At 32.2% G+C, this 24529-nt stretch carries 21 protein-coding genes and 1 pseudogene; 15 read left to right on the forward strand and 7 right to left on the reverse strand.

Going from position 1 to position 24529, the window contains the following annotated elements:
* Positions 1-98: 98 nt before the first annotated feature.
* Positions 99-377, reverse strand: coding sequence for a GNAT family N-acetyltransferase (locus KA873_RS01900; RefSeq protein WP_107384216.1), 279 nt, complete (start codon positions 375-377; stop codon positions 99-101).
* 198 nt (positions 378-575) lie between these two features.
* On the opposite strand from KA873_RS01900, the gene KA873_RS01905 reads away from it, so the two are divergent.
* Together KA873_RS01905 and KA873_RS01910 are read left to right on the forward strand one after the other, a co-directional pair.
* Positions 576-1556, forward strand: coding sequence for a metal ABC transporter solute-binding protein, Zn/Mn family (locus tag KA873_RS01905; RefSeq protein WP_181187352.1), 981 nt, complete (start codon positions 576-578; stop codon positions 1554-1556).
* 289 nt (positions 1557-1845) lie between these two features.
* Positions 1846-2067 (forward strand): annotated as a pseudogene (locus KA873_RS01910) (transposase); the annotation flags it as partial.
* 161 nt (positions 2068-2228) lie between these two features.
* On the opposite strand, the gene aldA reads toward KA873_RS01910, so the two are convergent.
* The gene (gene aldA / locus KA873_RS01915; RefSeq protein WP_181187391.1) at positions 2229-3656 is read right to left on the reverse strand and encodes an aldehyde dehydrogenase; all 1428 of its coding nucleotides are present in this window, start codon (positions 3654-3656) and stop codon (positions 2229-2231) included.
* Between the two features lie 191 nt (positions 3657-3847).
* Here aldA and KA873_RS01920 point away from each other — a divergent pair, with 191 nt between their 5' ends.
* The 4 genes from KA873_RS01920 (at position 3848) to mhqD (ending at position 6891) form a co-directional block, all read left to right on the forward strand.
* A complete protein-coding gene (locus tag KA873_RS01920; protein ID WP_107384233.1) occupies positions 3848-4285 on the forward strand; it encodes a MarR family winged helix-turn-helix transcriptional regulator in 438 nt (145 codons plus the stop codon).
* Positions 4286-4350: 65 nt separating this feature from the next.
* Positions 4351-5313: a ring-cleaving dioxygenase MhqE gene (gene mhqE, locus KA873_RS01925; protein ID WP_107384214.1), complete on the forward strand. Its 963-nt coding sequence runs from the start codon at positions 4351-4353 to the stop codon at positions 5311-5313.
* A gap of 53 nt (positions 5314-5366) precedes the next feature.
* On the forward strand, positions 5367-6272 hold the full coding sequence (locus tag KA873_RS01930) for a VOC family protein (RefSeq protein WP_107504914.1): 906 nt from the start codon (positions 5367-5369) through the stop codon (positions 6270-6272).
* Between the two features lie 25 nt (positions 6273-6297).
* On the forward strand, positions 6298-6891 hold the full coding sequence (mhqD, locus tag KA873_RS01935) for a methylhydroquinone degradation carboxylesterase MhqD (RefSeq protein WP_107386198.1): 594 nt from the start codon (positions 6298-6300) through the stop codon (positions 6889-6891).
* 133 nt (positions 6892-7024) lie between these two features.
* On the opposite strand, the gene KA873_RS01940 is transcribed toward mhqD, so the two are convergent.
* Positions 7025-8086 (reverse strand): YkvI family membrane protein, encoded by a 1062-nt coding sequence (locus KA873_RS01940; RefSeq protein ID WP_107384211.1) that lies wholly within the window; start codon positions 8084-8086, stop codon positions 7025-7027.
* Positions 8087-8510: 424 nt separating this feature from the next.
* Positions 8511-10463, reverse strand: coding sequence for a fructose-1,6-bisphosphatase (locus tag KA873_RS01945; RefSeq protein ID WP_107384210.1), 1953 nt, complete (start codon positions 10461-10463; stop codon positions 8511-8513).
* A gap of 468 nt (positions 10464-10931) precedes the next feature.
* On the opposite strand from KA873_RS01945, the gene putP reads away from it, so the two are divergent.
* Positions 10932-12473: a sodium/proline symporter PutP gene (gene putP, locus KA873_RS01950; RefSeq protein ID WP_107384256.1), complete on the forward strand. Its 1542-nt coding sequence runs from the start codon at positions 10932-10934 to the stop codon at positions 12471-12473.
* Positions 12474-12737: 264 nt separating this feature from the next.
* On the opposite strand, the gene uptA is transcribed toward putP, so the two are convergent.
* Complete coding sequence (gene uptA, locus KA873_RS01955; protein ID WP_107385963.1) at positions 12738-13349, reverse strand: undecaprenyl phosphate transporter UptA; 612 nt, start codon at positions 13347-13349, stop codon at positions 12738-12740.
* 390 nt (positions 13350-13739) lie between these two features.
* Here uptA and KA873_RS01960 point away from each other — a divergent pair, with 390 nt between their 5' ends.
* From KA873_RS01960 to KA873_RS01975, 4 genes are all read left to right on the forward strand, one after another.
* A complete protein-coding gene (locus tag KA873_RS01960; RefSeq protein ID WP_107384258.1) occupies positions 13740-15017 on the forward strand; it encodes a pyruvate MFS transporter in 1278 nt (425 codons plus the stop codon).
* 49 nt (positions 15018-15066) lie between these two features.
* A complete protein-coding gene (locus KA873_RS01965; protein WP_107384259.1) occupies positions 15067-15351 on the forward strand; it encodes a putative quinol monooxygenase in 285 nt (94 codons plus the stop codon).
* 388 nt (positions 15352-15739) lie between these two features.
* Complete coding sequence (gene budA / locus KA873_RS01970) at positions 15740-16438, forward strand: acetolactate decarboxylase (protein ID WP_107384260.1); 699 nt, start codon at positions 15740-15742, stop codon at positions 16436-16438.
* A gap of 435 nt (positions 16439-16873) precedes the next feature.
* Entirely contained in the window at positions 16874-18790 is a 1917-nt protein-coding gene (locus KA873_RS01975; protein ID WP_107385962.1) for an FUSC family protein, read from the forward strand.
* 147 nt (positions 18791-18937) lie between these two features.
* Here the strand turns inward: KA873_RS01975 and KA873_RS01980 are convergent, their stop codons facing one another.
* Positions 18938-20149 (reverse strand): 5,10-methylene-tetrahydrofolate dehydrogenase, encoded by a 1212-nt coding sequence (locus KA873_RS01980; RefSeq protein WP_107504593.1) that lies wholly within the window; start codon positions 20147-20149, stop codon positions 18938-18940.
* Positions 20130-21305, reverse strand: a complete 1176-nt coding sequence (locus tag KA873_RS01985) for a hypothetical protein (protein WP_107504594.1) — start codon at positions 21303-21305, stop codon at positions 20130-20132. The genes KA873_RS01980 and KA873_RS01985 overlap by 20 nt, the downstream gene beginning before the upstream one ends.
* A gap of 179 nt (positions 21306-21484) precedes the next feature.
* Between KA873_RS01985 and KA873_RS01990 the strand changes: the two genes are divergently transcribed.
* The 4 genes from KA873_RS01990 to KA873_RS02005 all read left to right on the forward strand — a co-directional run bounded on the left by KA873_RS01990 (position 21485) and on the right by KA873_RS02005 (position 24517).
* Positions 21485-21898, forward strand: coding sequence for a DUF2188 domain-containing protein (locus KA873_RS01990; RefSeq protein ID WP_107385959.1), 414 nt, complete (start codon positions 21485-21487; stop codon positions 21896-21898).
* A gap of 266 nt (positions 21899-22164) precedes the next feature.
* A complete protein-coding gene (locus KA873_RS01995; RefSeq protein WP_107384265.1) occupies positions 22165-22860 on the forward strand; it encodes a GTP pyrophosphokinase in 696 nt (231 codons plus the stop codon).
* 93 nt (positions 22861-22953) lie between these two features.
* Positions 22954-23670, forward strand: coding sequence for a MerR family transcriptional regulator (locus tag KA873_RS02000; protein WP_107504595.1), 717 nt, complete (start codon positions 22954-22956; stop codon positions 23668-23670).
* A gap of 166 nt (positions 23671-23836) precedes the next feature.
* Positions 23837-24517, forward strand: coding sequence for a GntR family transcriptional regulator (locus KA873_RS02005; protein WP_107384267.1), 681 nt, complete (start codon positions 23837-23839; stop codon positions 24515-24517).
* The last annotated feature ends 12 nt before the right edge of the window (positions 24518-24529 follow it).

Here is a 24529-nt window from a genome sequence, read left to right on the forward strand (position 1 = left end):
TCATTGATTCGTCCCAGACTCATTCATATTTGTGATTTAGCTTGAGCTGTTTATATCCAAATTTATTTTGGAACTTAAAGAAGTTTGTAGGCAAGCAATTAACCTGCATAAACATCTTGGAATTCTGGTTTTTTCTCAATAACTGATTTAGCAAAAGGACATGTCGCAGAGACTTTTAAATTGTTGTCTCGTGCATAGTCAACAACTGATTTTACAAGTTGAGAACCTAAACCTTGGCCACCAAGCTCATCTGGTACGCCTGTATGATCAATAGTTATTTGATTATCACCTTGAGGTTGAAATGTAATCTCTGCTTGTGGATTGTCTTCGTTATCGCCTATATAAAACTTATTCGTACCTTGTTTAATTTCCGCCATTCTAACACCTCCATGTTATTAACGTCATATATATTAAATATCACATTTCACCTTAAGTTAAACAAATATTAAAAATAAGCACGTATTTTAATCATCAATGATGTCATTAAATATTGTCGAATAACAAAAAACCATTGAAAAAATGTGAAAATAAGTTTATAGTTTTAACGGAATAATTTCGATTTGGAGGGGCGTTTTTTGAAAAAAATTATGTTACTTATTCTGACCTGTATATTTATCGTATTGTTAAGTGCATGCGGTAATATAAATTCTGAAAAAAAAGACGTCAGTTCGAATAATAAATTAAAAATATATACGACAGCATTTGCATTCCAAAGTTTTACTGATCAAATCGGGGGCAAATATGTAGATGTTGATTCGATTTATCCCCCCGGTGCTGATATGCATTCTTTTGAACCTACACAAAAAGAAATGATTAATATCGCTAAAAGTGATTTGTTTATCTATTCAAATGAAGAAATGGATCCCGTGGCTAAGAAAATTGCACGTTCAATTAATAATGATAACTTGAAATTACCTGTTGCTGCACATCTTAGTCACCATGATTTAATTGCAAATCACGAAGAACATGATGAACATGAAAACCATGATGAACATGACAATCACAATCATCATGAAGGTCATGATCATGGGGAACAAGACCCACATGTATGGCTAGATCCTGTGTTGAATAAAAAATTTGCTAAGGTGATTAAAAATGATTTAATCGAGAAGGATCCTAAACACAAAACGTATTACACGCGTAACTACAATCATTTGATCAAAGATATCGACGAAATTGATAATGAGATGAAGCGGATTACACAACATCCTAAACGTGATACAGTCGTAATTTCTCATGACTCTATAGGTTATCTAGCAAATCGCTATCAGTTTAATCAGCGAGGTGTTAGTGGCATGAATAATGAAGAACCTAGTCAACGTGAACTAATGAATATCGTTCAGAATATAGATAAAACTAAACAACCTTATGTATTATATGAACAAAATATCACTTCTAAAGTTACAGATGTTATTCAAAAGGAATCTAATACAACCCCACTAAAATTTCATAATATGGCAACCTTATCAAAAGAAGAAGTAAAGGATAAACAGATTACTTATCAATCTTTAATGAAAGAAAATATGAAATCATTAAATAGAGCACTTAATCAGTAATTACAGTCATATTGATGTCAGGATAACAATATTTTGTACTACATCCTAAACGTCAAATAACATATTTGATGAAAAATTTCGAACTATCCATATAATGATTAAAGAGATTGGGACATAAATACCAGAAAAATAGCAATCAGATGATTTAATTTAATCCATCTGATTGCTTCTTTTTTATTTAATACTTCATATTGTTGGCTCGCTTTCTTAGAGAACAGCTCAACCTGTAGACTTCAGGTTGTCCTGTTCCCTCAAGCGTCTCGCCAAAATACGTCGCATTTATATGTATTTGTCACGACATGTTAATGAAATCGTTGAAGCAATCTCTGAAAATGTATTCGATGAATTCAAACATCATCGTGGTGTTACATCATATCATCCTAAAATGATATTAAAAATTATGCTATATGCCTACACACAATCCGTATGCTCTGGTCGTAAAATAGAAAAGCTGCTTAATCATCGTATCCGAATGATGTGGCTGTCACAAAAACAAACACAAAATGAAAAAGGCAATTTCTATATTATTTCGATAGAAATGCCTTTTTTAACTTGTCCAAGAACTTAATGTCCCAGACTATTTTATTTTTGTAAAAGAAATTGCTGTTACAGTTTGCTTAACATGCATTTAGTCATTTAAACATGTTGTGTATTTTTAAACATTTAACACTTTTAATCATATCTAATGTAAGACACTGTTGTATTGTAATATTCTTCAAGTCCACGAATACCGTCAGCGCCTCCGAGACCTGATTCTCTCCAACCAGCATGATATCCATTCACAACTTCTTCTGCTTCACAATTTGCATAAACTTCACCAAATTTAAGACGTTCAGTGGCTATCATTACTTCTTTTAAATCTTCTGAAAATATATAAGAAGATAAACCAGCGTTTGTATGATTGGCTTGTTCAATAGTTTCTTCAAAGTCAGAATATTGTACGATAGGTAGTACAGGTCCGAAAATTTCTTCTTTGAAAGCTTCGTCGTCTGGACTTACTTGATCTAAAATCGTTGGTTCATAAAAATAACCGGAACGATCAATTATGTTACCACCTGTAATTAATTTAGCACCGCTATGAATTGCATTTTGAACTTTTTCATCGATGCTATCTAATTGTTTTTGATTGATAATTGCACCGAAATCAGTTTGATCATCAAATGGATCTCCTACATTTAAAGTTTCCATTTTGTCTTTTAGCTTATTAATGAACGTTTCATGGATATCATGGTGTACAAAGATTCGTTCAGGGCAAGTACATACTTGTCCTGCGTTATTAATTCTAGCAGTAACAATGTAATCAACGGCCTTATCTAAATTCGCATTTGGTGTCACTATTACAGGCGCATTGCCGCCGAGTTCAAGATTAACTTTTTTAACCGTTTGAGCACTCTTGGCATAAACAGATTTACCAGCACGCATACTACCTGTAATTGATATTAATTGTATATCTGGATGCTCTGCTAATTGTGTACCGACAGTTTCTCCTTTACCAGGGATAATTTGAATGAGACCTGCAGGGATCGTTGATTGGCGAAACAACTCTGCAATTTTTAGAGTGACTAATGATGTTTCCTCACTTGGTTTAATTACTACAGAACAACCTGTGATTACAGCAGGAATGACTTTTCTCATTAAGACCATGATAGGTGCATTCCATGGAACGATACCTGCAGTTACGCCAATAGGTTTTTTTGTTAATTGTATCGTTTCATTTTCGCGACTATTTTGAATGACTTCACCTTTGCTATTCATACTTTGACTTGTCATATAGTCTATAAAGTGTATTGCCTTGTCTATTTCACCGATTGCAGAAATGAGAGTTTTCCCTTGTTCTTGAACATATAATTTTGCAATTTCATCTTTATGTTCTTCTAATAAAGGGATTAACATTTTCACATGGTCTGCCCGTGTTGGCTGAGGGACTTTTTCCCATTCTAATTGTGCTTGTTTAGATTTTTCCACAGCCGAATTAACTTCATTTTCCGTCGCAAATGTAATTGTGTCTATGATTTCTTCTGTCGCAGGATTAATGACATTCATTGTGTCATTAGACTCACTTTCTACAAATTGATTGTTAATAAATAATTTATTCATTATGACACCTCCACATTATGATATATACCACTTATAAGAGAGAAAGAAACTGGTTGAGAAATAATGTTAAGTACTTTTAATGTTATTGCCATTTTAATAATAAGTATATTTTTTACACCTTATTTGTTGACTTATGTCTGAAGAGATATTATAATTTATCTCGAATTCGAAATAAATTGGAAGTTGGTGATGCAATGAATCGTACTAAAGAGTCGTTGAATACTTTTATTGGTTTAAATCGAACCGTAGATCATTTAGAACAAATCGTAAGAAATGATATCCAACGTTACGGCTTGAATATAACGGAGTTTGCAGTTTTAGAGTTATTATATAATAAAGGCGACCAGCCGATACAGCGTATTGGTGACAGAGTTTTAATTGCGAGTAGCAGTATCACATATGTCGTTGATAAGTTAGAAGCCAAAGGATATGTAGTAAGAATTCGAAATGTACAAGATAAACGCGTAACCAATGCTTCAATAACTGACGAAGGTCAAGCATTAATGAATGATATATTTCCAGAACATGCGGCTACGTTACAATCAACTTTCTCAATACTTTCAAACGAAGAATTAACAATATTACAACTAGCTTTAAAAAAATTAAGTGCTCAACCTATTAATAAGTCGTAGCACTTAAAAATTTTACTCAAAATTACTTCGAAATCGAGATAAATATAATGAAAAGGAGTTTTATTATGACAAACAATCAATTATTAGGAATACACCATGTAACAGCAATCACAGATGATGCTGAACGAAATTATAAATTTTTTACTGAAGTATTAGGAATGAGACTTGTTAAAAAGACTGTAAATCAAGATGATATATATACTTATCATACATTCTTTGCAGATGATGTAGGTTCTCCTGGTACTGATATGACATTTTTTGATTTTCCTAATGTTCCCAAAGGGCATTCTGGTACCAATTCAATTACACGTCCGTCATTTCGTGTGCCTGATGATGCAGCGTTAGCATATTATGAACAAAGATTTAATGAATATAATATTAAACATGAAGGCATTCAAACACTATTTGGTAAAAAAGTATTACCATTTGAAGAATCAGATGGACAAAGTTACCAATTAATTTCGGATGAAAATAATAAAGGCGTGGCACCTGGACAACCTTGGAAAGAAGGTCCAGTACCAACAGATAAAGCAATTTATGGTTTAGGTCCGATTGAAATAACAGTTAGTTATTTTGAAGATTTTAAAAAGATTTTAGAAAATATATTTGATATGACAACGATTATAGAGGAAGAAAACGTTGCAGTATTAGAAGTAGGCGAAGGTGGCAATGGAGGTCAAGTATTTTTAAGAAAAGATACAACTGGTCCAGAAGCGAGACAAGGTTATGGAGAGGTGCATCATGTTTCATTCAGATTAAAAGATCATGAGGCAATATCTAAGTGGTTAGAAAAATATGAACAGTATGGTATAGGGAATTCTGGGTTAGTAGACAGATTTTATTTTGAAGCATTATATGCACGTATTGGCCATATTTTGATTGAAGTTTCTACTGACGGCCCTGGATTTATGGGAGATGAGCCATATGAAACATTGGGCGAAAGTCTTGCATTACCACCATTCTTAGAAGAACAACGTGATTATATTGAATCAGAAATACGTCCGTTTGACACAAAACGTTCGCATTAAAAATGAAAGATTGTTTAAACCTTGAAATTACAAAATGAGAAGGTGGTTATTTTATGGAAGATATCAGTCATATTCATCACATTTCGGCGATTGTAGGTAATCCAGAAGAGAATATTCAATTTTATAGAGATATACTCAATTTAAAATTAATTAAGAAAACAGTGAATTTTGATGATCCTTCCACGTATCATCTATATTTTGCAAATGGCAATGTAGATAATGGAACGATACTGACATTTTTTAATTGGCCTAACAATTATAAAGGACGGATAGGTTCTGGTCAGGTTCAACGTATAGCATTTCGGGTGCCTAATGGATCATTGGAACATTGGGAAACACATTTACAATCACATGGGATAGAGACAGTGAGAACACAATTATTTGATAAAGCTACGGTCGAATTTTCAGATATACATGAGTTGCCATTAGCACTTGTGGAAGCCGATGAAGGGCATTCATATGATAATGGAGGAAATATTTTAGGTTTTCATGGTGTTAGCATGTTATCAACTGAGCCACATCAAACAGTACGAACATTGAATGAGGATATGGGTATAGAGCTAGTAAGTGAAAACGATCATCATGTTCACCTAAAAACTAAGGGTGAATGGCAACATCACGTGATAGTTAGAAAAGAGGTAGCCAATGTCCGTGTACGATGGGGCGTCGGTGTAGTACATCATATTGCGTGGTCAGTACCTAATGATGATGCTCACAAAGCTTGGCAAATGAAAATGAAAGACAAAGACTATCATGTAACTGACATTAAAGATCGTAATTATTTCAATGCTATTTACATGAAAGAACGTGGCGGCATTATTTTTGAGTTTGCTACTGAAGGACCTGGATTCACGATAGATGAACGATTTGAAGATTTGGGTACACATCTTATGTTACCACCACAATATGAAGAACGCAGAGAAGCATTATTGAATTTATTACCACCCATTCGAATATAACTATTTTAAAAGGAGATGATGAATAATGGAACACATCTTTAAAAAAGGTGATTTAAACGGACCAACTTTTATCCTATTGCATGGTACTGGTGGCGATGAAAATGATCTTTTACCTTTAGCGCAAGCGTTAAACCCTAGCTATAATGTATTAAGTGTAAGAGGTGAAGTATCGGAAAATGGTATGAATCGTTTCTTCAAGAGATATGGTGAAGGTCAATATGATGTTGAAGATTTGAAATATAGAACAAACAATTTAATTCAATTTTTAAAAGAAGCGGCTGCAACTTATCATTTTGATTTAGCTAAGGCTGTCCCAGTAGGTTTCTCTAATGGTTCTAATATAGCGATAAGCATGATGTTACACCCTGATATTTCATTTAACAAAGCGTTACTGTATGCACCTTTATATCCTTTAGATTCAATAAATGATAAAGATTTATCTTATACCAAGGTATTATTATCAATGGGTGAAAATGACCCAATTGTTTCTGTTCAGGATAGTCAAAATGTTATTGATATATTTAAACAAAGAGGTGCAACAGTTAAGGAACTATGGGTAAACAGTCATGAACTCACACGAGAAGGTATCATTGCGGGCCAATCATTATTAGAAGATTAACCAATATCAGTTTGCTTAGCGTTTTATATAAAAGGCGTTGCTAACAAAATAGAATACCCCTAGACTCATTCAATATTTTGATCACATCTGATTAAATGAACATAATATTGAAACACTTGTCTAGGGGTTTTTATTATGATGAATGAGATTTATAAAAGATGCCTTTAATTAATATAGGTATTAACAAAATAAAACCGAAGAGACCCATTAATGGAAATACTTTTCCAATTAACTCAATAAAGCCAATAAATGTAGTAGCAAATGTAATGATTGCGATAATTATAATTAATATATAATAGTTTTGTTGGTATGGTTCTGTGAAACGAGAAGCAAATGCATACATTAAGCCCACAACCGTATTATAAATAACTAATATCATGATAATTGCCATAAAATGACCAATCACAGGTGAAATATGGTTTGCCAATAATAATGACGGTAATGATACGTTTATTATGTTTGTGAATTCTGTTACCATTCCAAGGTTCAACATTAATAATAAAAACGTTATAATGATGCCACCTAAAATACCGCCCAAATATGTTGCCTTCTCAGATTTCATGCGTCCTCCCATTACAGAAAGAAAACTAAACGCAGCTGCAATTTGTAAACTGCCATAGTTAATTGCATCAAACCACCACCATCTATCTGTCCGATTGCCACTATTGGCGTATTGTGATGCTGAGTTAAAATCAAAGCTTCCAGTAGTGAAATAATAAATAGCAATCAATGAGACAATAATGACTAAAAATGGTGTGACCATGCCTAAAACAGTTATTAAACGGTCGAATTTTAAGAACAAAGTAGCCAATATAATAATTACTAAAATTAAAGCGCTAATGGCATATGGTATACCAAAACTTTCATGAATCGTTGAAACTCCACCAGCTGTCATAATCATTGCTAATGCAAGTAAAAACAGAGTTAATATAATATCAAAAATTGTTGCAATTGTTCGAGGAAGATAATACTTTATGGGCTCGGTATGGCTGTGAGAACGCAATCGATATCCTGTATTTAATACAAGTACACCGGCGATAGTAATGATAAGTCCGGTTATAATAACGCCTAAAACACTGTATCTACCATTACTCGTAAAAAATTGAAAAATTTCTTGTCCAGTTGCAAAGCCAGCGCCCACAACAACACCTACAAACGCAAAAGCGACCGCGATACTTTCTTTTAAATTAGACATATAGTTGGAATCCTTTCTTGCCATTCATATGGTGAACATACTTATTTAATAAACATCACAATGATTTATTTTATCTTAAAAGAAAATAGAAATAAATGGGAAAGTTTATATCGAATATACATATGTATTTTTTGAAAGAACGAAAACGATAATATGGTTGAACAAGTGAAGTGAAAATAATTAAACGGTTAGCACTTAATAAAAATTAGGCTGCTAATTCCCTGTGGAATTTAGGGAGTTAGCAGCCTAGAAAATAGCATTTTTATTAGGTTTACAATTTTAGGGGACGGTGCCCATAAAAATTGACGTTTCTTTTATTTTTATGAAACATAGTAGTGTTTGCTGAGCTATTGTTTTTTGAATTTTAAGTCACAGGATAATAGCATCACGTGAATAGCACCTTATGAAAAAGTGATTGATAAAATTAATTGACGAAGCGATCATGCATTAATACTTTTAAAACATCAATTTTTTCTTGTATGTCTTTGCCAGTATTGGTATCACGTATTTTTTTACGTTTTAATTCTTTGTCTACTACACGGCGTATAGAAAGCTCGTCTGCCCCATTCAGTAAGACGTGTTTTTTCGAATTAAAGTGTTGGTGTGCCACAAGCTGCATTCCAAAAGAATTATAGAGTAAAGTATAGCCAGCAATTCCAGTTGTAGATTGGTAGGCTTTTGAAAATCCACCGTCGATAACAATCATTTTTCCTTCCGCTTTGATTGGATTTTCACCATCAATTTCTTTGACTGGTGTATGACCATTGATGATATGTCCTTCTTCTGGGTCTAAACCGAAATCTTTCAACATTTTTTTGCACATATTTACGTCTTCGCGTAAATAATAATAAGGGTTTTTAGTTTCTTTGTGTGCTGATTTATCATTAATATAATAACGTTCAAATGTTGTCATTGCTCTTTTTCCAAATAATGATGAATATTTACCTGTCCATAAATACCAGACGAGATCAGTTGCTAAATCATCATGTATATCTTTATGGTCGAATGCTTCTCTTACAAAGTGTTCAAAATGATCAAGTAAATCTCTGCCATAGCATTTTTCACCATCAATAATCATAGATTCCATTTCGCCATTTTCATCCACAGGTATACAACCATGTATAAGTAGATTGCCATTATAAGGGAGATAAAGTTTGCCTTTTTGCATTAAAAATGTCATATGTCGTTTTAATTTTTCTGATTGTTGTACTGACAATAATAATTTTTCTATTACCTCGTGTTCGTCTTCAGTTAATGCGTTAGGGTTGTTTGGATCGATAGTTTGGAAGCAAGTATTTTCTAAAGTGTAAGTTTTACCATAAAGTGTTGCTGTATTATTTTCATAGTCGATACTCTCTAATACTAAGCGTTCTTCCATTTCAAAATTAGGTCTGCGCTTAATGATAGGCGCTTCCAATTTAAATTGAATGATGGCGATTGCCTGATGGATTTTAGTGATTTGCTCTATTTCAGATTGAGACAGTCCTTCAGCATTTTTAGGTTTGAAAGCGGGATTGTCACCTGAATAATACTTTTCAGCAAGTGTCAATAAAGGACGTAAATTAATACCATAAGCATCTTCTATAATATCTAAATTATCATAACGTGCACAAATTCTGAGTAAATTTGCTAAACAAACTTTAGAACCAGCATAGGCACCAATCCACAAGACATCGTGATTTCCCCATTGCACATCAACGGAAGGATAGTCAATTAAAGTGTCCATGATTTTATCAGGTTCTGGACCACGATCATAAATATCGCCTACAACATGTAAGTGATTCACTACAAGATGTTGAATTGTAAAGGACAGGCCGATAATCAGGTCATCTGATTGTTCGAGTTCAATAATTTGATTCATTAAAGTTTGATAATACGAATGTTTATTATTATATTTATTACTTTTATATAACAGTTCTTCTATTATAAAAATATAATTTTTAGGTAAAGTTTTGCGTAATTTCGTGCGTGTATATTTAGAAGAAGCATAAGTTACTAATTTGATAAGACGATTAATCGTTGTGATATACCATTCATCTAAACGCTCTTTTGAGGTGAAACTATTTTTAATTAATTTTAATTTTTCCTCTGGATAATATACAAGTGCTGAAAACTCATTTATTTCTTGGCGTGTTAATGTATCTTGAAATATATCACTGATTTTAGATCGAACATTTCCTGAACCATTCCTTAATACATGCTGAAATGCATGGAATTCACCATGTAGGTCACTGACGAAATGTTCCGTGCCTTTAGGAAGTTCTAAAATAGATTCAAGATTTATAATTTCAGTTGCTAATTCCTCTCTGTTATTAAATTGTTGAGATAATAAATCTAAATATTTTTCTTTTACGCTTTTTTCTGTTGCATCATGCATTATTTATGTCACTCCAATTAGGTAGTTTTGTTACTCATTATATTTAGTAAAACGTTTCCATTGTATGTGTAATATTGTAGCATTAATTTTGGGGTGGGTGTCTAGTATTGATTATATTATTTAGACTATATTTTAATTAATATAAATGACTTCATTTTTTTGTCAAAAAAGCGATAAAATTCTTGAAAATAACGATGTTACTCAAATACATTAAACCGCATATAAATGTAAATATTGCAGGAAACATACATTTTTTTGAATTTAAAAAATGATTATTTAACCCTGTAATTGTAAAAATACACATATTATTTCAAACGGTAAAAATAGCTTAATAACAATTGTTCAAAGCGTTTTATAGGCGTTTTGAAATACATTTATAAAAATTATTTTTAAAATAGCGGTTTAAAAAATTTTTAACTTTTGTATAATAAGTGCATGTAACAAAATTATATAAAGGGAGTTTATTTTATGTTTACATTGGGAGCATCGTTATCGAGTCAAGTAAATCCAAACTGGCAGACATATATTATGCTTGGTGCTTATTTTGTTGTGTTATTAGTCATTGGATATTACGGCTATAAACAAGCGACAGGTAATATCAGTGAATATATGTTAGGCGGTAGAAGCATAGGACCATATGTTACAGCATTATCAGCTGGGGCCTCGGATATGAGTGGTTGGATGATTATGGGGCTGCCTGGTGAAGTTTATACGACAGGATTATCAGCTGCTTGGTTGGCAATTGGTCTGACAATTGGTGCATACATAAATTATCTCGTTGTGGCTCCACGGTTACGTGTGTATACAGAAAAAGCTGGAGATGCTATAACATTACCTGATTTCTTTAGAAATCGTTTAGATGATCAATCGAATGTGATCAAAATTATATCAGGTGGTATTATTGTCGTGTTCTTTACACTTTATACACATTCCGGAATGGTCGCAGGCGGTAAATTATTTGATAGTGCATTTGGCTTAAACTATCATTTTGGATTATTATTAGTTGCTATTATTGTAATTGCATATACTTTCTTTGGCGGCTATTTAGCCGTGTCCTTAACAGACTTTTTCCAAGGGGTAATCATGTTAATTGCTATGGTAATGGTACCAGTAGTAGCAATGATGCAATTAAGTGGGTTGGATACTTTATCGCAAGCGGCAGATTTGAAACCGACAAACCTTGATTTATTTAAAGGTACAACAGTCATTGGTATCATATCATTCTTTGCTTGGGGCTTAGGTTATTTTGGACAGCCACATATTATTGTACGTTTTATGTCTATTAAATCAGTGAAGCAATTACCGACAGCAAGACGTTTTGGTATAGGTTGGATGGCAATTAGCTTGCTAGGTGCAGTTGGAGTTGGCCTTGTAGGTATTACATTTGTCAATCGCGGTGGAGTAACACTTGAGGATCCAGAAACATTGTTTATATTAATGGGTCAAATATTGTTCCATCCACTTGTTGGTGGTTTCTTACTTGCAGCTATTTTAGCGGCTATTATGAGTACGATTTCGTCACAACTATTGGTGACATCAAGTTCACTAACCGAAGATTTTTATAAATTGTTCCGTGGTGAGGAAGCAGCAAAAAAACATGAAAAAGAATTCGTTTTTGTTGGACGTATGTCAGTTATTTTAGTTGCAATTGTATCAATTATAATTGCATGGTCACCTAATGATACAATTTTGAATCTTGTAGGTAACGCTTGGGCAGGTTTTGGTGCTGCATTTGGACCACTTGTATTAATGAGTTTATATTGGAAAGGTTTAAGTCGTACTGGTGCAGTCAGCGGAATGGTATCAGGTGCAATTGTTGTAATTGTTTGGATTGCGTTTGTTAAACCATTAGGTGAAATTAATGATTTCTTTAATTTATATGAGATTGTTCCAGGATTTTTAACAAGTTTAATTGTTACAATTTTAGTTAGTAAAATGACGAAGAAACCTCAAATTGATGTAGAAGGCGATTTAGAAGAAGTTCGTCAAATAGTAAAAGGTAATAATTAATCGTTATCAGTGTAGTTTGATAAAGGGGTAGTATTTTAATTATATAAATATTCAATGAGCACATAAATAATAGAAAATTTTCTGCTCAAAAGTTTAGGGAGAAATTAAAGTTCGTGAAAGGCTAACTTCGAAGGGGGAAGTTAGTCTTTTTTTTATAAAAAAAATCAGACAAAAACCCGTTTGGATTTTGTCTGATTGCTAAGGTAGATATAAGTCATATGAGCATGTGTTGTAAAAGTTTTCTAACTACTTTAAAGCATACATTTATTGATGTGTGCGGTTTTTTTTGTAGATTCGAATAAAGAGATATATCACAGCTATAGCGATGATGACATACATAATATATGAATAAGTGTGTAAGCCATTCATTAACATATCAAAACTGTTGCTCAACATGCTACCTAAGAAAATGAGTGCAATGTTCCAAATTGTAGTACCTATCAACGAAAGGATGGTAAATACAAAAATATTCATTCTATTAATGCCTGCTGGTATAGTGATTAATACACGTAAAACAGGAATAAAACGACAAACAAAGACTGCAACTGCACCATATTTTTTAAACCATTCATTAGCGCGAGCGATATCTTTTCCTTTGAGTTTGATCCATTTTCCATATTTATCTACAAAACGATATAAACGTGCTTCGGAGACAATGCTACTGATGTAATAAAGTATGATTAAACCGATTAATGATGAAATGGTAGATATGATAAAAAGTAAAGGTATAGATAAATCAGATTTAACTGTCATAAGCCCAGCAAATGTCAAAATAATTTCAGATGGAATAAAAGGTAATATATTTTCTAATAGGATTAATATTGCGATTGCAGTATAACCCCAAGCATTTATAAAGTTTGTCAGTATTTGTTCCATAGTGATAAATGTTGCTCCTTTTCATAATAAAACGTGATGATATTTTATAATTACTTCTGTATTATAATCTAAATTAATGCTTAATGCATATTTTAAGGTGGCACAAAAGTAATTAAATGATTTATTGCGGTAAAGTCACACTAAACTATATGCCTATGAGGAACATAGTTTAACTAATGTGATAGCTCATACCTAAGATTTTTAAAAGTAGAAATAGAAATGCTCCCAATATTTGTCACATAAACGCTGTATGTTGATCACACGAATTTACAGCGTGTTATAAAAAAATGAAAAAAGTTATTGTAAGCGATTTCATATTGTGGTAATATCTAGAAACACAATAGGTCATATGATGACTAGTGATATAGGGAGAGAGTGTGGGTAAAAAAAATGGAACAAAAAAGAACAAATATAAGATGGTATTTTGCTATTGCGTTTTTTATTATAGGTGTAATTGCTTATATGGATAGATCGAATATTTCAATTATTGCAGGACCTATGATGGAAGATTTACATTTGACAAAAACACAGTTTGGTTTATTAGCATCATTTTTCTCGTTAGGTTATGCGTTGATGCAAGTACCTTCAGGCTTTTTGGCAGAAAAGTTTGGCTCTAAAAAAATGTTGACAGTCGCGCTCGTATGGTGGAGTGCTTTCACGATTTTAACTGGTGTTGTTAAAAATCATGGTTTATTGTATGCTGTACGTTTTTTATTTGGTATAGGTGAAGCACCTATGTATCCTTCGAATGCAGTGTTTAACTCATTTTGGTTTGCGAAAGGTGAAAAGGGGCGTGCTTCGAGTGCATTGTTGGCAGGTTCATATTTTGGGCCAGTGATTGCACCTGTAGTTACGATTGCTATCGTTAATATGTTTGGATGGCAAGCTGTATTTTATATTTTTGGTGCTATTGGTATCGTCATTGCATTATTATGGATTATTATTTCAAAAGATTTACCGGAACAACATAAAATGGTTAATGAAGCAGAAAAAAGATATATTATGGAAAATCGTGATATCATTAAAACAGAAAAAAGTAACGCTCCGTGGAATATTTTCCTAAGAAGATTTAGCTTTTATGCATTGGCAGCACAATATTTTGTTGTTCAATTTGTTGTGTCACTATTCTTAATATGGTTACCTACATATCTAACCGAACAATATAATGTTAAATTAACTGATCCTGATATGGCTTGGGCAGCGGGCGCACCTTGGATTGCTATGTTCTTGTTAATATTATGTGGCGGTGCTATCTCTGATAAATTATTACAAAATGGAAAATCAAGATTTGTTGCGAGAGCGTCTATTGCGATTATTGGGTTTGTGGTATTTTGTATCTCATTATTCATGTCAATTCAAACAAACAATTTAGTAACAAATGTGCTATGGCTGTCATTATGTTTAGGCGGAATAGGAATTGCTACAGGAATGAGTTGGGCAGCAGCTACAGATTTAGGACGTAATTTCTCTGGTTCAGTATCTGGATGGATGAATTTATGGGGAAATATCGGTGCATTACTGAGTCCTTTATTAGCAGGTATGATGGTTGATATTGTTGGCTGGACAGTGACGTTAGAATTAGTTATTATCCCAGTAGTATTTGCAATAATTATGTGGTTTTTTGTTAAACCAGATCAACCGCTAATCATTGAAAAAGAAGAACTTTAATATCTCTAAAAATTAGTTTTGCAAAAACGATTATCACAGGAGGTTATACATGATTCTAGTAACTGCAGTAATGAAGATTAAAGTGGAGCATAGAGAAAATTATTTAGCAGAGGTTGAACGTTTAGTCATTGCAGCAAATAAAGAAGAAGGCGCATTATATTATGATCACTTTGAAAATACGAATGAACCTCAAACTTTTGCTTTTATAGAAAAATATAAAGATGAAGCTGCTTTGGAAGCACATAATCAATCTGAACATTTTCAAACATTTTTTAAAGAAATAGAAAATTATTTACTTGAAGCGCCTAAAATAGAAGTTGCTTCAATTAAATAATTATGAAAATAAGCCAATAGAAGATAATCATCTGTGAATAACGCATAAGCGTCCATTTCTAATTCAATTGAATAGAAAAGGACGCTTTCATTTTTTTGAAATATTGTAGCGTAAGGATTGAACTTGTGGGCATCATCTTGGCGAATCGAAGTTTGTGTTTACTTATTTAGTACTTGAATGTATATAATTAGTGAAATCAAAGTTTATTTTTATCATAATTTTAAAATAAGCATATAAGAATGATATCGATAAATATTCAGGGTTCACATAACACTATGTGAGCACAAAGATATTGAAAAATGCAATTATATTGTATAATAATATGTTGTGAATAATTGTAAAGAGCGAAATATTTAAAATTAATATTGATATAAGGAGAGAAAATATCATGCTATATCAACATGGCACGCTTGGTACTTTGATGGCTGGATTATTAGAAGGCACTATGGAAATGAATGAAATTTTAAAACATGGTGATTTAGGTATCGGCACGTTAACAGGATCAGACGGTGAAGTTATTATATTAGATGGTGTCGCTTATCATGCTGATGCTCATGGTAATTTCAAACAGTTGGATGGTAGTGAAATGACACCTTTTTCTACTGTGACACCATTCAAACCAGATGTAAGCTTTGATGTGAGACACATTACCGATTCTGAAAATTTATTAAATAAAACAAAAAGCCACGCTGCCAGTGAAAATTTATTTTTTGCAGTTAAAATATCTGGGAAATTTGAAAATGTACATGTCAGAATGATGCCAAAGCAAGAAAAGCCATATACTAAATTAATTGAATCTGCTAAACAACAACCTGAATATCATTATGACCAAATTGACGGTACAATAGTAGGTTTTTATGCACCAACACTTTTTCATGGCATAGCTGCTGGAGGTTTCCATTTGCATTTTGTAGATAGAGATAAAACAGTAGGTGGGCATGTTTTAGATTTTGAAATGAATCATGGCGATGTAGAAATAAGCAATATTGAAACACTTGAACAACATTTCCCAGTAAATAACGCAACATTTTTAGAATCTGATATTGATTATTCTACAGTGCATGAAGATATCAAACAATCAGAATAAAAATACGAGTTATAGCAGAATATAGTCATGATTTAACATTTTCATTTAAACGATTTGTAGGAAATGCTCTAGCAGAATTCAATAAAAGTGTTAAAATAGTTTAGTAATCGTTAAATAAAATGTATATGATTTCTCAACCAAAATTTGTGAAATGAACAATTTTACAATTAACTTCCCCATTTGTAGATACATGTATTCGTTAAAGTGAGCTGAAGGATAAATTAAATATCTATAATATTGTATAGCAACAGTGTGTTCATATTTAAATCTATGTATAATAAGCTTTTCACAAAATAAAATGACCTTAACGGGGACGGGACTATGAAATCGAAATATAAATTTTAGATTTCTAACACCCGTCTTTTTTATGTTTTGCTATTATTTCATACGCTATATCATTGCTAAAATAAAATGAAAAGGAGATGTGAACCGCCATTGATTAAATATTTAAAGTCACTCACAAAATTTAATGCAATGAAAATCGATGTTGCTAAAGGTATTAGACAGGCTATATTAATGTTTTTGCCTTTAATGATTGGCTATTTAGTCGGTTATTTTTCAATCGGTCTATTAATTTCAACAGGTACATTAGCACATATTTATGTGTTTGGCGGTACGGCAAAATCTAAACTTCGTACGGTATTCTTTACATCAATCGTATTTGCAATATCGATGATGTTAGGTACGTTGACTGTCAATCAACCAATCATATTTGGAATTTTGTTATTGATTGTAGCAGTAGTACCATATTATGTATTTAGTTCATTAAATATTCCTGGACCTTCGTCAACTTTTTTCATTGTGGCATTCAGTTTGCCAATCAATTTACCAGTTGCTCCAGATGAAGCAATAACAAGAGGTATTGCAGTATTTATTGGAGGTTTATTAGCAACATTTGTAGTAATTGTTGTGATTTTACTTTCAAAAGAATCAGCTGAAGTTAAATCAATTAAAAATGACTATAATATTATAAAACAGTTAGTTTATAATTTTGATGATCCAAAAGCATTTTCAAAAGCATCTCGGTTTGCGGTGACAGCTTTTAGAAATACAGATAACCAGCTCATCACTGCAAGTTCTGCCAAATCTCAAAAGTCACCGCAATTCCAGCGGTTAATCTTGTTACATAATATTGCGCAAGGTATACATTCAGAATTACTGGAATTAAATGAAAAAAATGTGCGGCCTTTACCTCAAGATATTAAATTGATGGTGGACTATGTTATCAATTTAGTATATACGCAAGGTAAGACAAATAAAACATGGACACAACAAGTTGATATAGATGAAGCTTATCAAAAACTTGTAGATAATATATTTAAAGTTGATGCTATTATGAATGCAAATGATGCACAGCTGGAACACGAAGTAGATATACGTGTACCTATTTACGGCCATCGCTTAGTTACAAATTTGACAATAGATTCATTTGTCTTTAGAAATACAATCCGCTATATCGTTATCATGGCAATTGCAATTTTTATCGCATTGATGTTTGATTTTGACAAAGCATATTGGATTCCGCTTAGTACACATACAGTATTATTGGGTTCAACAACATTACACAGCTTTGAACGTGCAGGATCAAGAGGCATTGGTACGATTATTGGTGTGCTTGTACTGTCATTAATATTATTATCTACGCCACCTGTACCTATCGCTATCATACTCCTTGCGGTTGCAGCAGGGGTAACAGAAATGTTTGTAGGTGCAAATTATTCATTTGCAGTTATATTTATCACAATCCAAGTTATATTATTAAATGGCTTAGCATCAAACCATCTTTCAATTTTAATAGCACTTCCAAGAATTATCGATGTGATTGTTGGTATTATTATTGCCGTTATTTTGTTACTTGTAATAGGTAGAAAGACTGCATCTTCAATGTTACCGGGTACGCTTGCTACAGTGGCACGTAATGAAGCGGTGTTATTTCATTACTTGTTTTCAAGCAACAAATACTCATCCAGAGAACGTGATAAAACAAAAATGTTACATTTAAGTGTCCAACTAAATAATATGAAACAAATATATAACAGTGCGAATGGCGAAGTATTTAGTAATAAAATGGTTATACAATACTATTATCCTAGTATATATGCATTAGAAGAAATTAGCTTTATGCTGACGAGAGCGTTAAGTAATGAGAAACGTTACCATATTGATGATGAAACCATGGGAGAATATTTATTAGTATTTGAAAATATAGCAAAACATTTTGAAATTGGTTCTAATATCAATGTTCAAGAAATTACAACTTTACCACAATACACGCATATTAGAACTTCTTTAATGAGTATTCAACATAATTGTCAAAATGCTAGACAAGCAATTAAATTATCTTATGAATAATGCAAAATAAGCCAATGTCACGATAGTTAAAATCGATGACATTGGCTTGTTTTATATTTAAACCTTATAATTTAATGTAGTTTTTGTGAAGTCGCTATAAATTTGAAAAATTAATAGTAGCATAATAAATATTTCTACTTCTTATATCTAGTTGGAATCTTGTTGTTTTCTAACTTTTTGTTCTTCTTCTTGTCTTTTTTCCTGTATATCTGCTTGCGCTTTTCTTTGTTGTTGTTCTTGTTGCTGTTGTTCTTTGTGTAATTGCTTGTATCGTTGTTTTTGTCTATATCCATAAGTACTTTCAAGTATGAGTGTTTCATTATTTAGACCAACACCTATTGCACCTGCTACTGTCGAAATTGATGCAGCAAACCAAGCTAAATTTATGTAAGTTATTAAGCTTGCAGATGTTTTAAATTGTAATGCTTGGCCTAAATAGTCCGATGGGAGTACGATTAAACTTGCGACCAAAAAGAGCGAGAATAAGATGACATAATAAATCATAACAGAAACAGTTAAAGTCAACGTTGTAGTTAAGTTATATAAGGTGGTAATCTGCTTATTCGTGCTCTCTTTTTTGGACTCCCATAAATTATGTGCAATAATCATCCAAATCATCATACCAAATATGGCTACAAGCATCATTAATAACAAGCGCCACTCAGAATATACAAAGCTTAAATTCCACATAGTCGTAAAGATAATTCCGAAAGCACCAGTAGTGAATGCAATTGCCACAACATTACTTAAGCTTTTTAACATATTAAATGGGTTATTCGCAAATGTCATGCCACTAACAAGACGAAATATACCTTTTGATCTTGAAGATACGTAGTATTGTGTATGTTGAGAGGTAGTATTTTCAAAATAAACAGTTCGAGATTGTAAATTGGTTAAAGGAAACTGTGCATTCATTAGTGACATTGCATGTTCGTTATTATTACTTTTTTCTGAACGCTTAAATTCATCTATTGCTGTTAAAATAGCCAATATAGAGTTTTGAATTCTTTTTTTAATTGGGCGCCATCCATAAGCAGGGATAGAAATTAAACTAGCACCATTTTGTCTATTGATATCAAAGGCAACTACTTTTTGTTGTTCAATCATCGGTAGGTCAGTGAGTCCGATTGTAAAATGCCAATGATTATGTTCTTGATAATCAGCTATTTTACTAAAAATTTGTTGGACGCTTTCAGCTGAACCAGTTAAAGGATCAATAATTGTATCGATTTCCCATTTAACTGAATGATCATATCGCTCACTAAGAATATTAGGTAACTCAATTTCAAGGTTACGAGCAATTTTTTCAGTTACTCCCGGTGCAGCAATGATACCTATTTTAGCTGTTGTTGTGTCCATTTAATCCCTCCTCGTGATGTGATTGTTTTTCGCCTTCGTAGTAATCAGCTTTAGCATAGGCACTAGAGCTGTCTTCATCTTCTTGTTCCAATGATTTAGATCTATAGTATTGTCTGAAAGAATAAGTCACGCGTTTAATTTTTTCAGCGTTTTCAACAGTGGATCCCATAGCTCCAGCAAGAATACCTAATGATGTAATAAACCAAATTAAATTAATATAGTTTAAAATAGTTGGATGCTTACTGTTTAACGATGTCCAATTTGAAAATAACTCCGGCGGTACAAATAGTATTGTACTTAAAGATAGTAAAATATATAGTACTATAAAATTTAAAAAGGTAATGGTCAATAAGGTTGTAAAAGTCGTAATGTTATAAATAAAGCGATAAAGTTTTTGTGTATTAGCACTAGGTCTTTCCCATAATTTATAAGAATAAATTAACCAACCAACCATGCCTAATACAGAGAGTAGCATCAGTAAAATAAACCGCCAATAACTATAATCTAGACTGATATCCCAAGGTGTAGAAAATATTGCAATATAAGTTCCTGTGGCAAATGAAACAGAAATGATTTTTTTGAAATCAAAAATTGCAGACCAAGGTTCATTGGCAAAAGTCATGCCGCAAATTAAATGGAGCCAACCTAAAAATGTAGATTTGGCGATAATGCGAGATCTATGATTTTCATTATGGTCCTTAGGAATAACTTCTTTAAATTGAGTTAATTTAAAATGTTTAAAGTTTAAAGTGCTTTTGTTTCTACCAGAAGAATGCAAGTATTCAACAATAAATATTAAGCATTGTCTTAATTTCTCTTTTAACTTAACTGTTCCTAACGCTGGTAATGATAAAAGCGCTGTTTTAGTATCAAAATCAATATCACATAATGCACTTTTATTTTTAGAAAAGTTAGGTAAATCCGTAATACAAATTGTATAATCCCAATTTTTTTGCTGTTTCATATTGGATGCAATATCCAAAACTTTATCCATATGTTCTGCAGTCTCAATCATAGATGCAACATGTATGTCGAATTGCCATTCCACGCCATTATCTACATGTTTTGTGAAATCTTTTGGAAGTTCTGAATAAATTTTATTAATTAATTTATGAGGCATATCAGGAGAAGGGATTAATCCAATAGATAGATTCATGTTAGTTAAACCTCCTTTTACTTAACACTGATTCTTACTCATCATTCCCTTTCAATTAAAGAACAAATCATGGTTAACTTAAATAATTATATTATTTTTTGTGAATTTATTTAGTTTGTTAAAGGGAAAAGGTGGTAAAAGAGAATTAATATAAGTTATGAAGATGGAGGTTTTATCACATGCCTTGGACAATGGAAGATTATCCGCAAAGTTGGAAAAATATGGAAAAATTGGAAAGAAAAAAAGCAATCGACATTGGAAATGCGATGCTTAAAGATGGATATCAAGAGGAAAATGCGATTCCAATCGCTACCAAACAAGCTGAAAATTGGTATGAGAATGCGACTGAAGATGAATTGAAAGCGCTAAAAAATAAAAAAATCACGGTACATGAACGTGATCAATCTGCGAACCCACAATTAAATCACAAAGATGTTCATGTCTATTATGAGAATGAAGAATGGAAAATAAAATCTGATGGTGCCAAACAAGCTACAGATAGCTTTGATAAAAAAGCAGATGCTATGAAGCGGGCGCGTAATATTGCTGATAATAGAAGGACTCAAATTATTGAACATAAAATGGATGAATAGCGTAGAAAATCATTGTGAAGACGAAGTTGAAAGTTTTTTATATAAATAAAAAAGTGTCACGCAATTGAAATAGTTGCCTATTCCCTAATGTTAGGCAACTATGGATTTTTGTGAGCTGAAATAACCAAAACCAAAAATGTCATTGCCATCACACAAATAACTTCTGAATCGTGTAATGCATTGTAAATATCTACTGTATTATTTCAAGTATCCTTTTAATTTAGCTATAATGTTTGAAGAGAGAAGAATTATTGGAGGTACGATTTATGTACATTGAACGTAAACCAACGCTGAATATGGATGATTTGAAAGAAGAATTTAAAGAGAGTTTATCTTATATAAATAATTACGAAGAAGCATTCGAAATGGTCATTGATTTTGTTGCTTTAGAGCAACTCTATTCTTCTGCACTAAAAGAAATTAGCACTAAGCTCGATATTTTAGACGATCATTTTCAACAATTATATAAACACAATCCAATTCATCACATGGAACGTCGTGTTAAGGAAATGAGAAGTCTGATTAAAAAATTAGATAGAAAAGGTTACCAAATCAACACAGCATCAGCGAAAACATATATATACGATATTGCAGGTATAAGAGTTATTTGTAATTATATAGATGATATTTATGTCATTGAAGAATTATTGTTAAAACAAGCAGATGTGCAGTTATTAAAAAGAAAAGATTATATTATGAATCCGAAAGATAACGGTTATAGAAGTTTGCATATTGTAGTCTCAATACCAGTATTTTTAGCGAATTCTGTAGAAAAAGTACCAGTAGAAATTCAAATTAGAACAATAGGTATGGATATGTGGGCGAGTTTAGAACACAAAATACGTTACAAAAATAATAAAAATACAGAGGACTATAGAGAAGTTTTAAAACAATGTGCCAATGAAATTACAACTGTTGAAAGTAAAATGCAAAATATTCATTCCGAAATTTTTGATAATTAGAGGCACGAACAAATATCCCGCACTAAAAACGATTGTTACACTTGCTCGTTACGTTAGGTCACCATGTATGATTAACGTCAAGGAGGTTATTTTATGACACTATATCAAACAGGAGAACTAGCTAAACATTGCAATGTAACAGTAAGAACAATTCAGTATTATGATAAGAAAGGATTGTTACAATCGGTACCATCATCAAGTAATGGTAGACGTCTATTTGATGAACAAAGCAAAGTAAATTTAGAAATTATCTTAATATTGAAATCGATGGGATTTTCGTTAAAAGATATAAAAAAGCTATTAACTGAAGACAAAAAATTACAAGCAGTAAAATTCATGTTACATCAAAAGAGATCTGAGATTACTGAAGAAATTGATAAAATGAAGCTTACTGCTTATGAAATCAAACAACTGGAAAACAGTATCAGTGACAATACGCAAGCGCCGATTGAAAAGTTGGTTAACACACATAAATATACCATTCAAAATCAGCGTGGCACGGCGTTATACATGTCGCTACTATATAAATTAAGTCCAGCCATCATAATACAGTATACATCAATCATGGCTAGTATATTACTAAAAAAATGGGTTCCATTTTTAGTAACATTACCTATTTTAGTGGCTTATGCTGGGGTTATGACAAAAGCGATATATCAACGCGTGAATTATTTATGCCCGAATTGTCAACAAATATTCAAACCTAAATTGGCGACGTGGATGTTTGCTACACATACACCTAAAACCAGAAAATTACAATGTCCGTATTGTCATCAAACACATCATTGTGTATCGACGGTAAAAATATAAAACCATTAAAATAAAAAATTTCGGTATGTCTAGTGAAAACTTGGCATGCCGCTTTTTTATGGAATTAAAAGGATATCTATACAATTGCAAGCGCTTGCAATCAAGCGGAATGTATATTACTATACTTGTATACAAGTATATCGATTAAGTGGAGAGGTGAAGTCGGTTGGAATATATTTATCCAGAACAATGGCTTGAAGGTGTTTCTAAAGGTGAAATGATTGCTTCAGAAATACGCTTAAGGATTGTTGATGGGATGATTACACCAGACACATTGTTAACTGAAAACCAAATTGCTCAAGAATTTAATGTGAGTCGTTCTCCAGTAAGAGATGCATTTAAATTATTAAAACAAGATCAGTTAATTCATTTAGAACGTATGGGTGCCTATGTCTTACCTTTTAAAGATAATGAAAAAAAAGAACTGTATGATTTAAGAATTATGTTAGAATCATTCGCTTTTAATAAGATAAAAAAAGATAATCATAAGCAAATAGTTAAAGAAATGCGAAAACAACTAGAAATGATGAAAGTTGCTGTTAAATTTGAAGACGCTGAGGCATTTACAGAACACGACATGAAATTTCATGAAGTGACGATATTAGCTTCAAAACATCAATATTTAAAAACATTTTGGAATAATTTAAGGCCAGTAATGGAAGCGCTTATTTTATTATCTATGCGCAAGCGCATGAATGAAAACCCAGTGGATTTTGAACGAATCCATCATAATCATGAAGTGTTTATCGATGCAGTTGCAGCGCAAAATGCAACAAAACTAAGAGAAGCATTTCATTTGAACTTTGACGATGTTGGCGAAGATATAGATAGTTTTTGGATGAAATAATAACTGTCAAGC

Origin of the sequence: Staphylococcus sp. GDY8P45P (assembly GCF_017892745.1) — a bacterium.
GTDB classification, from domain to species: Bacteria; Bacillota; Bacilli; order Staphylococcales; family Staphylococcaceae; genus Staphylococcus; species Staphylococcus cohnii.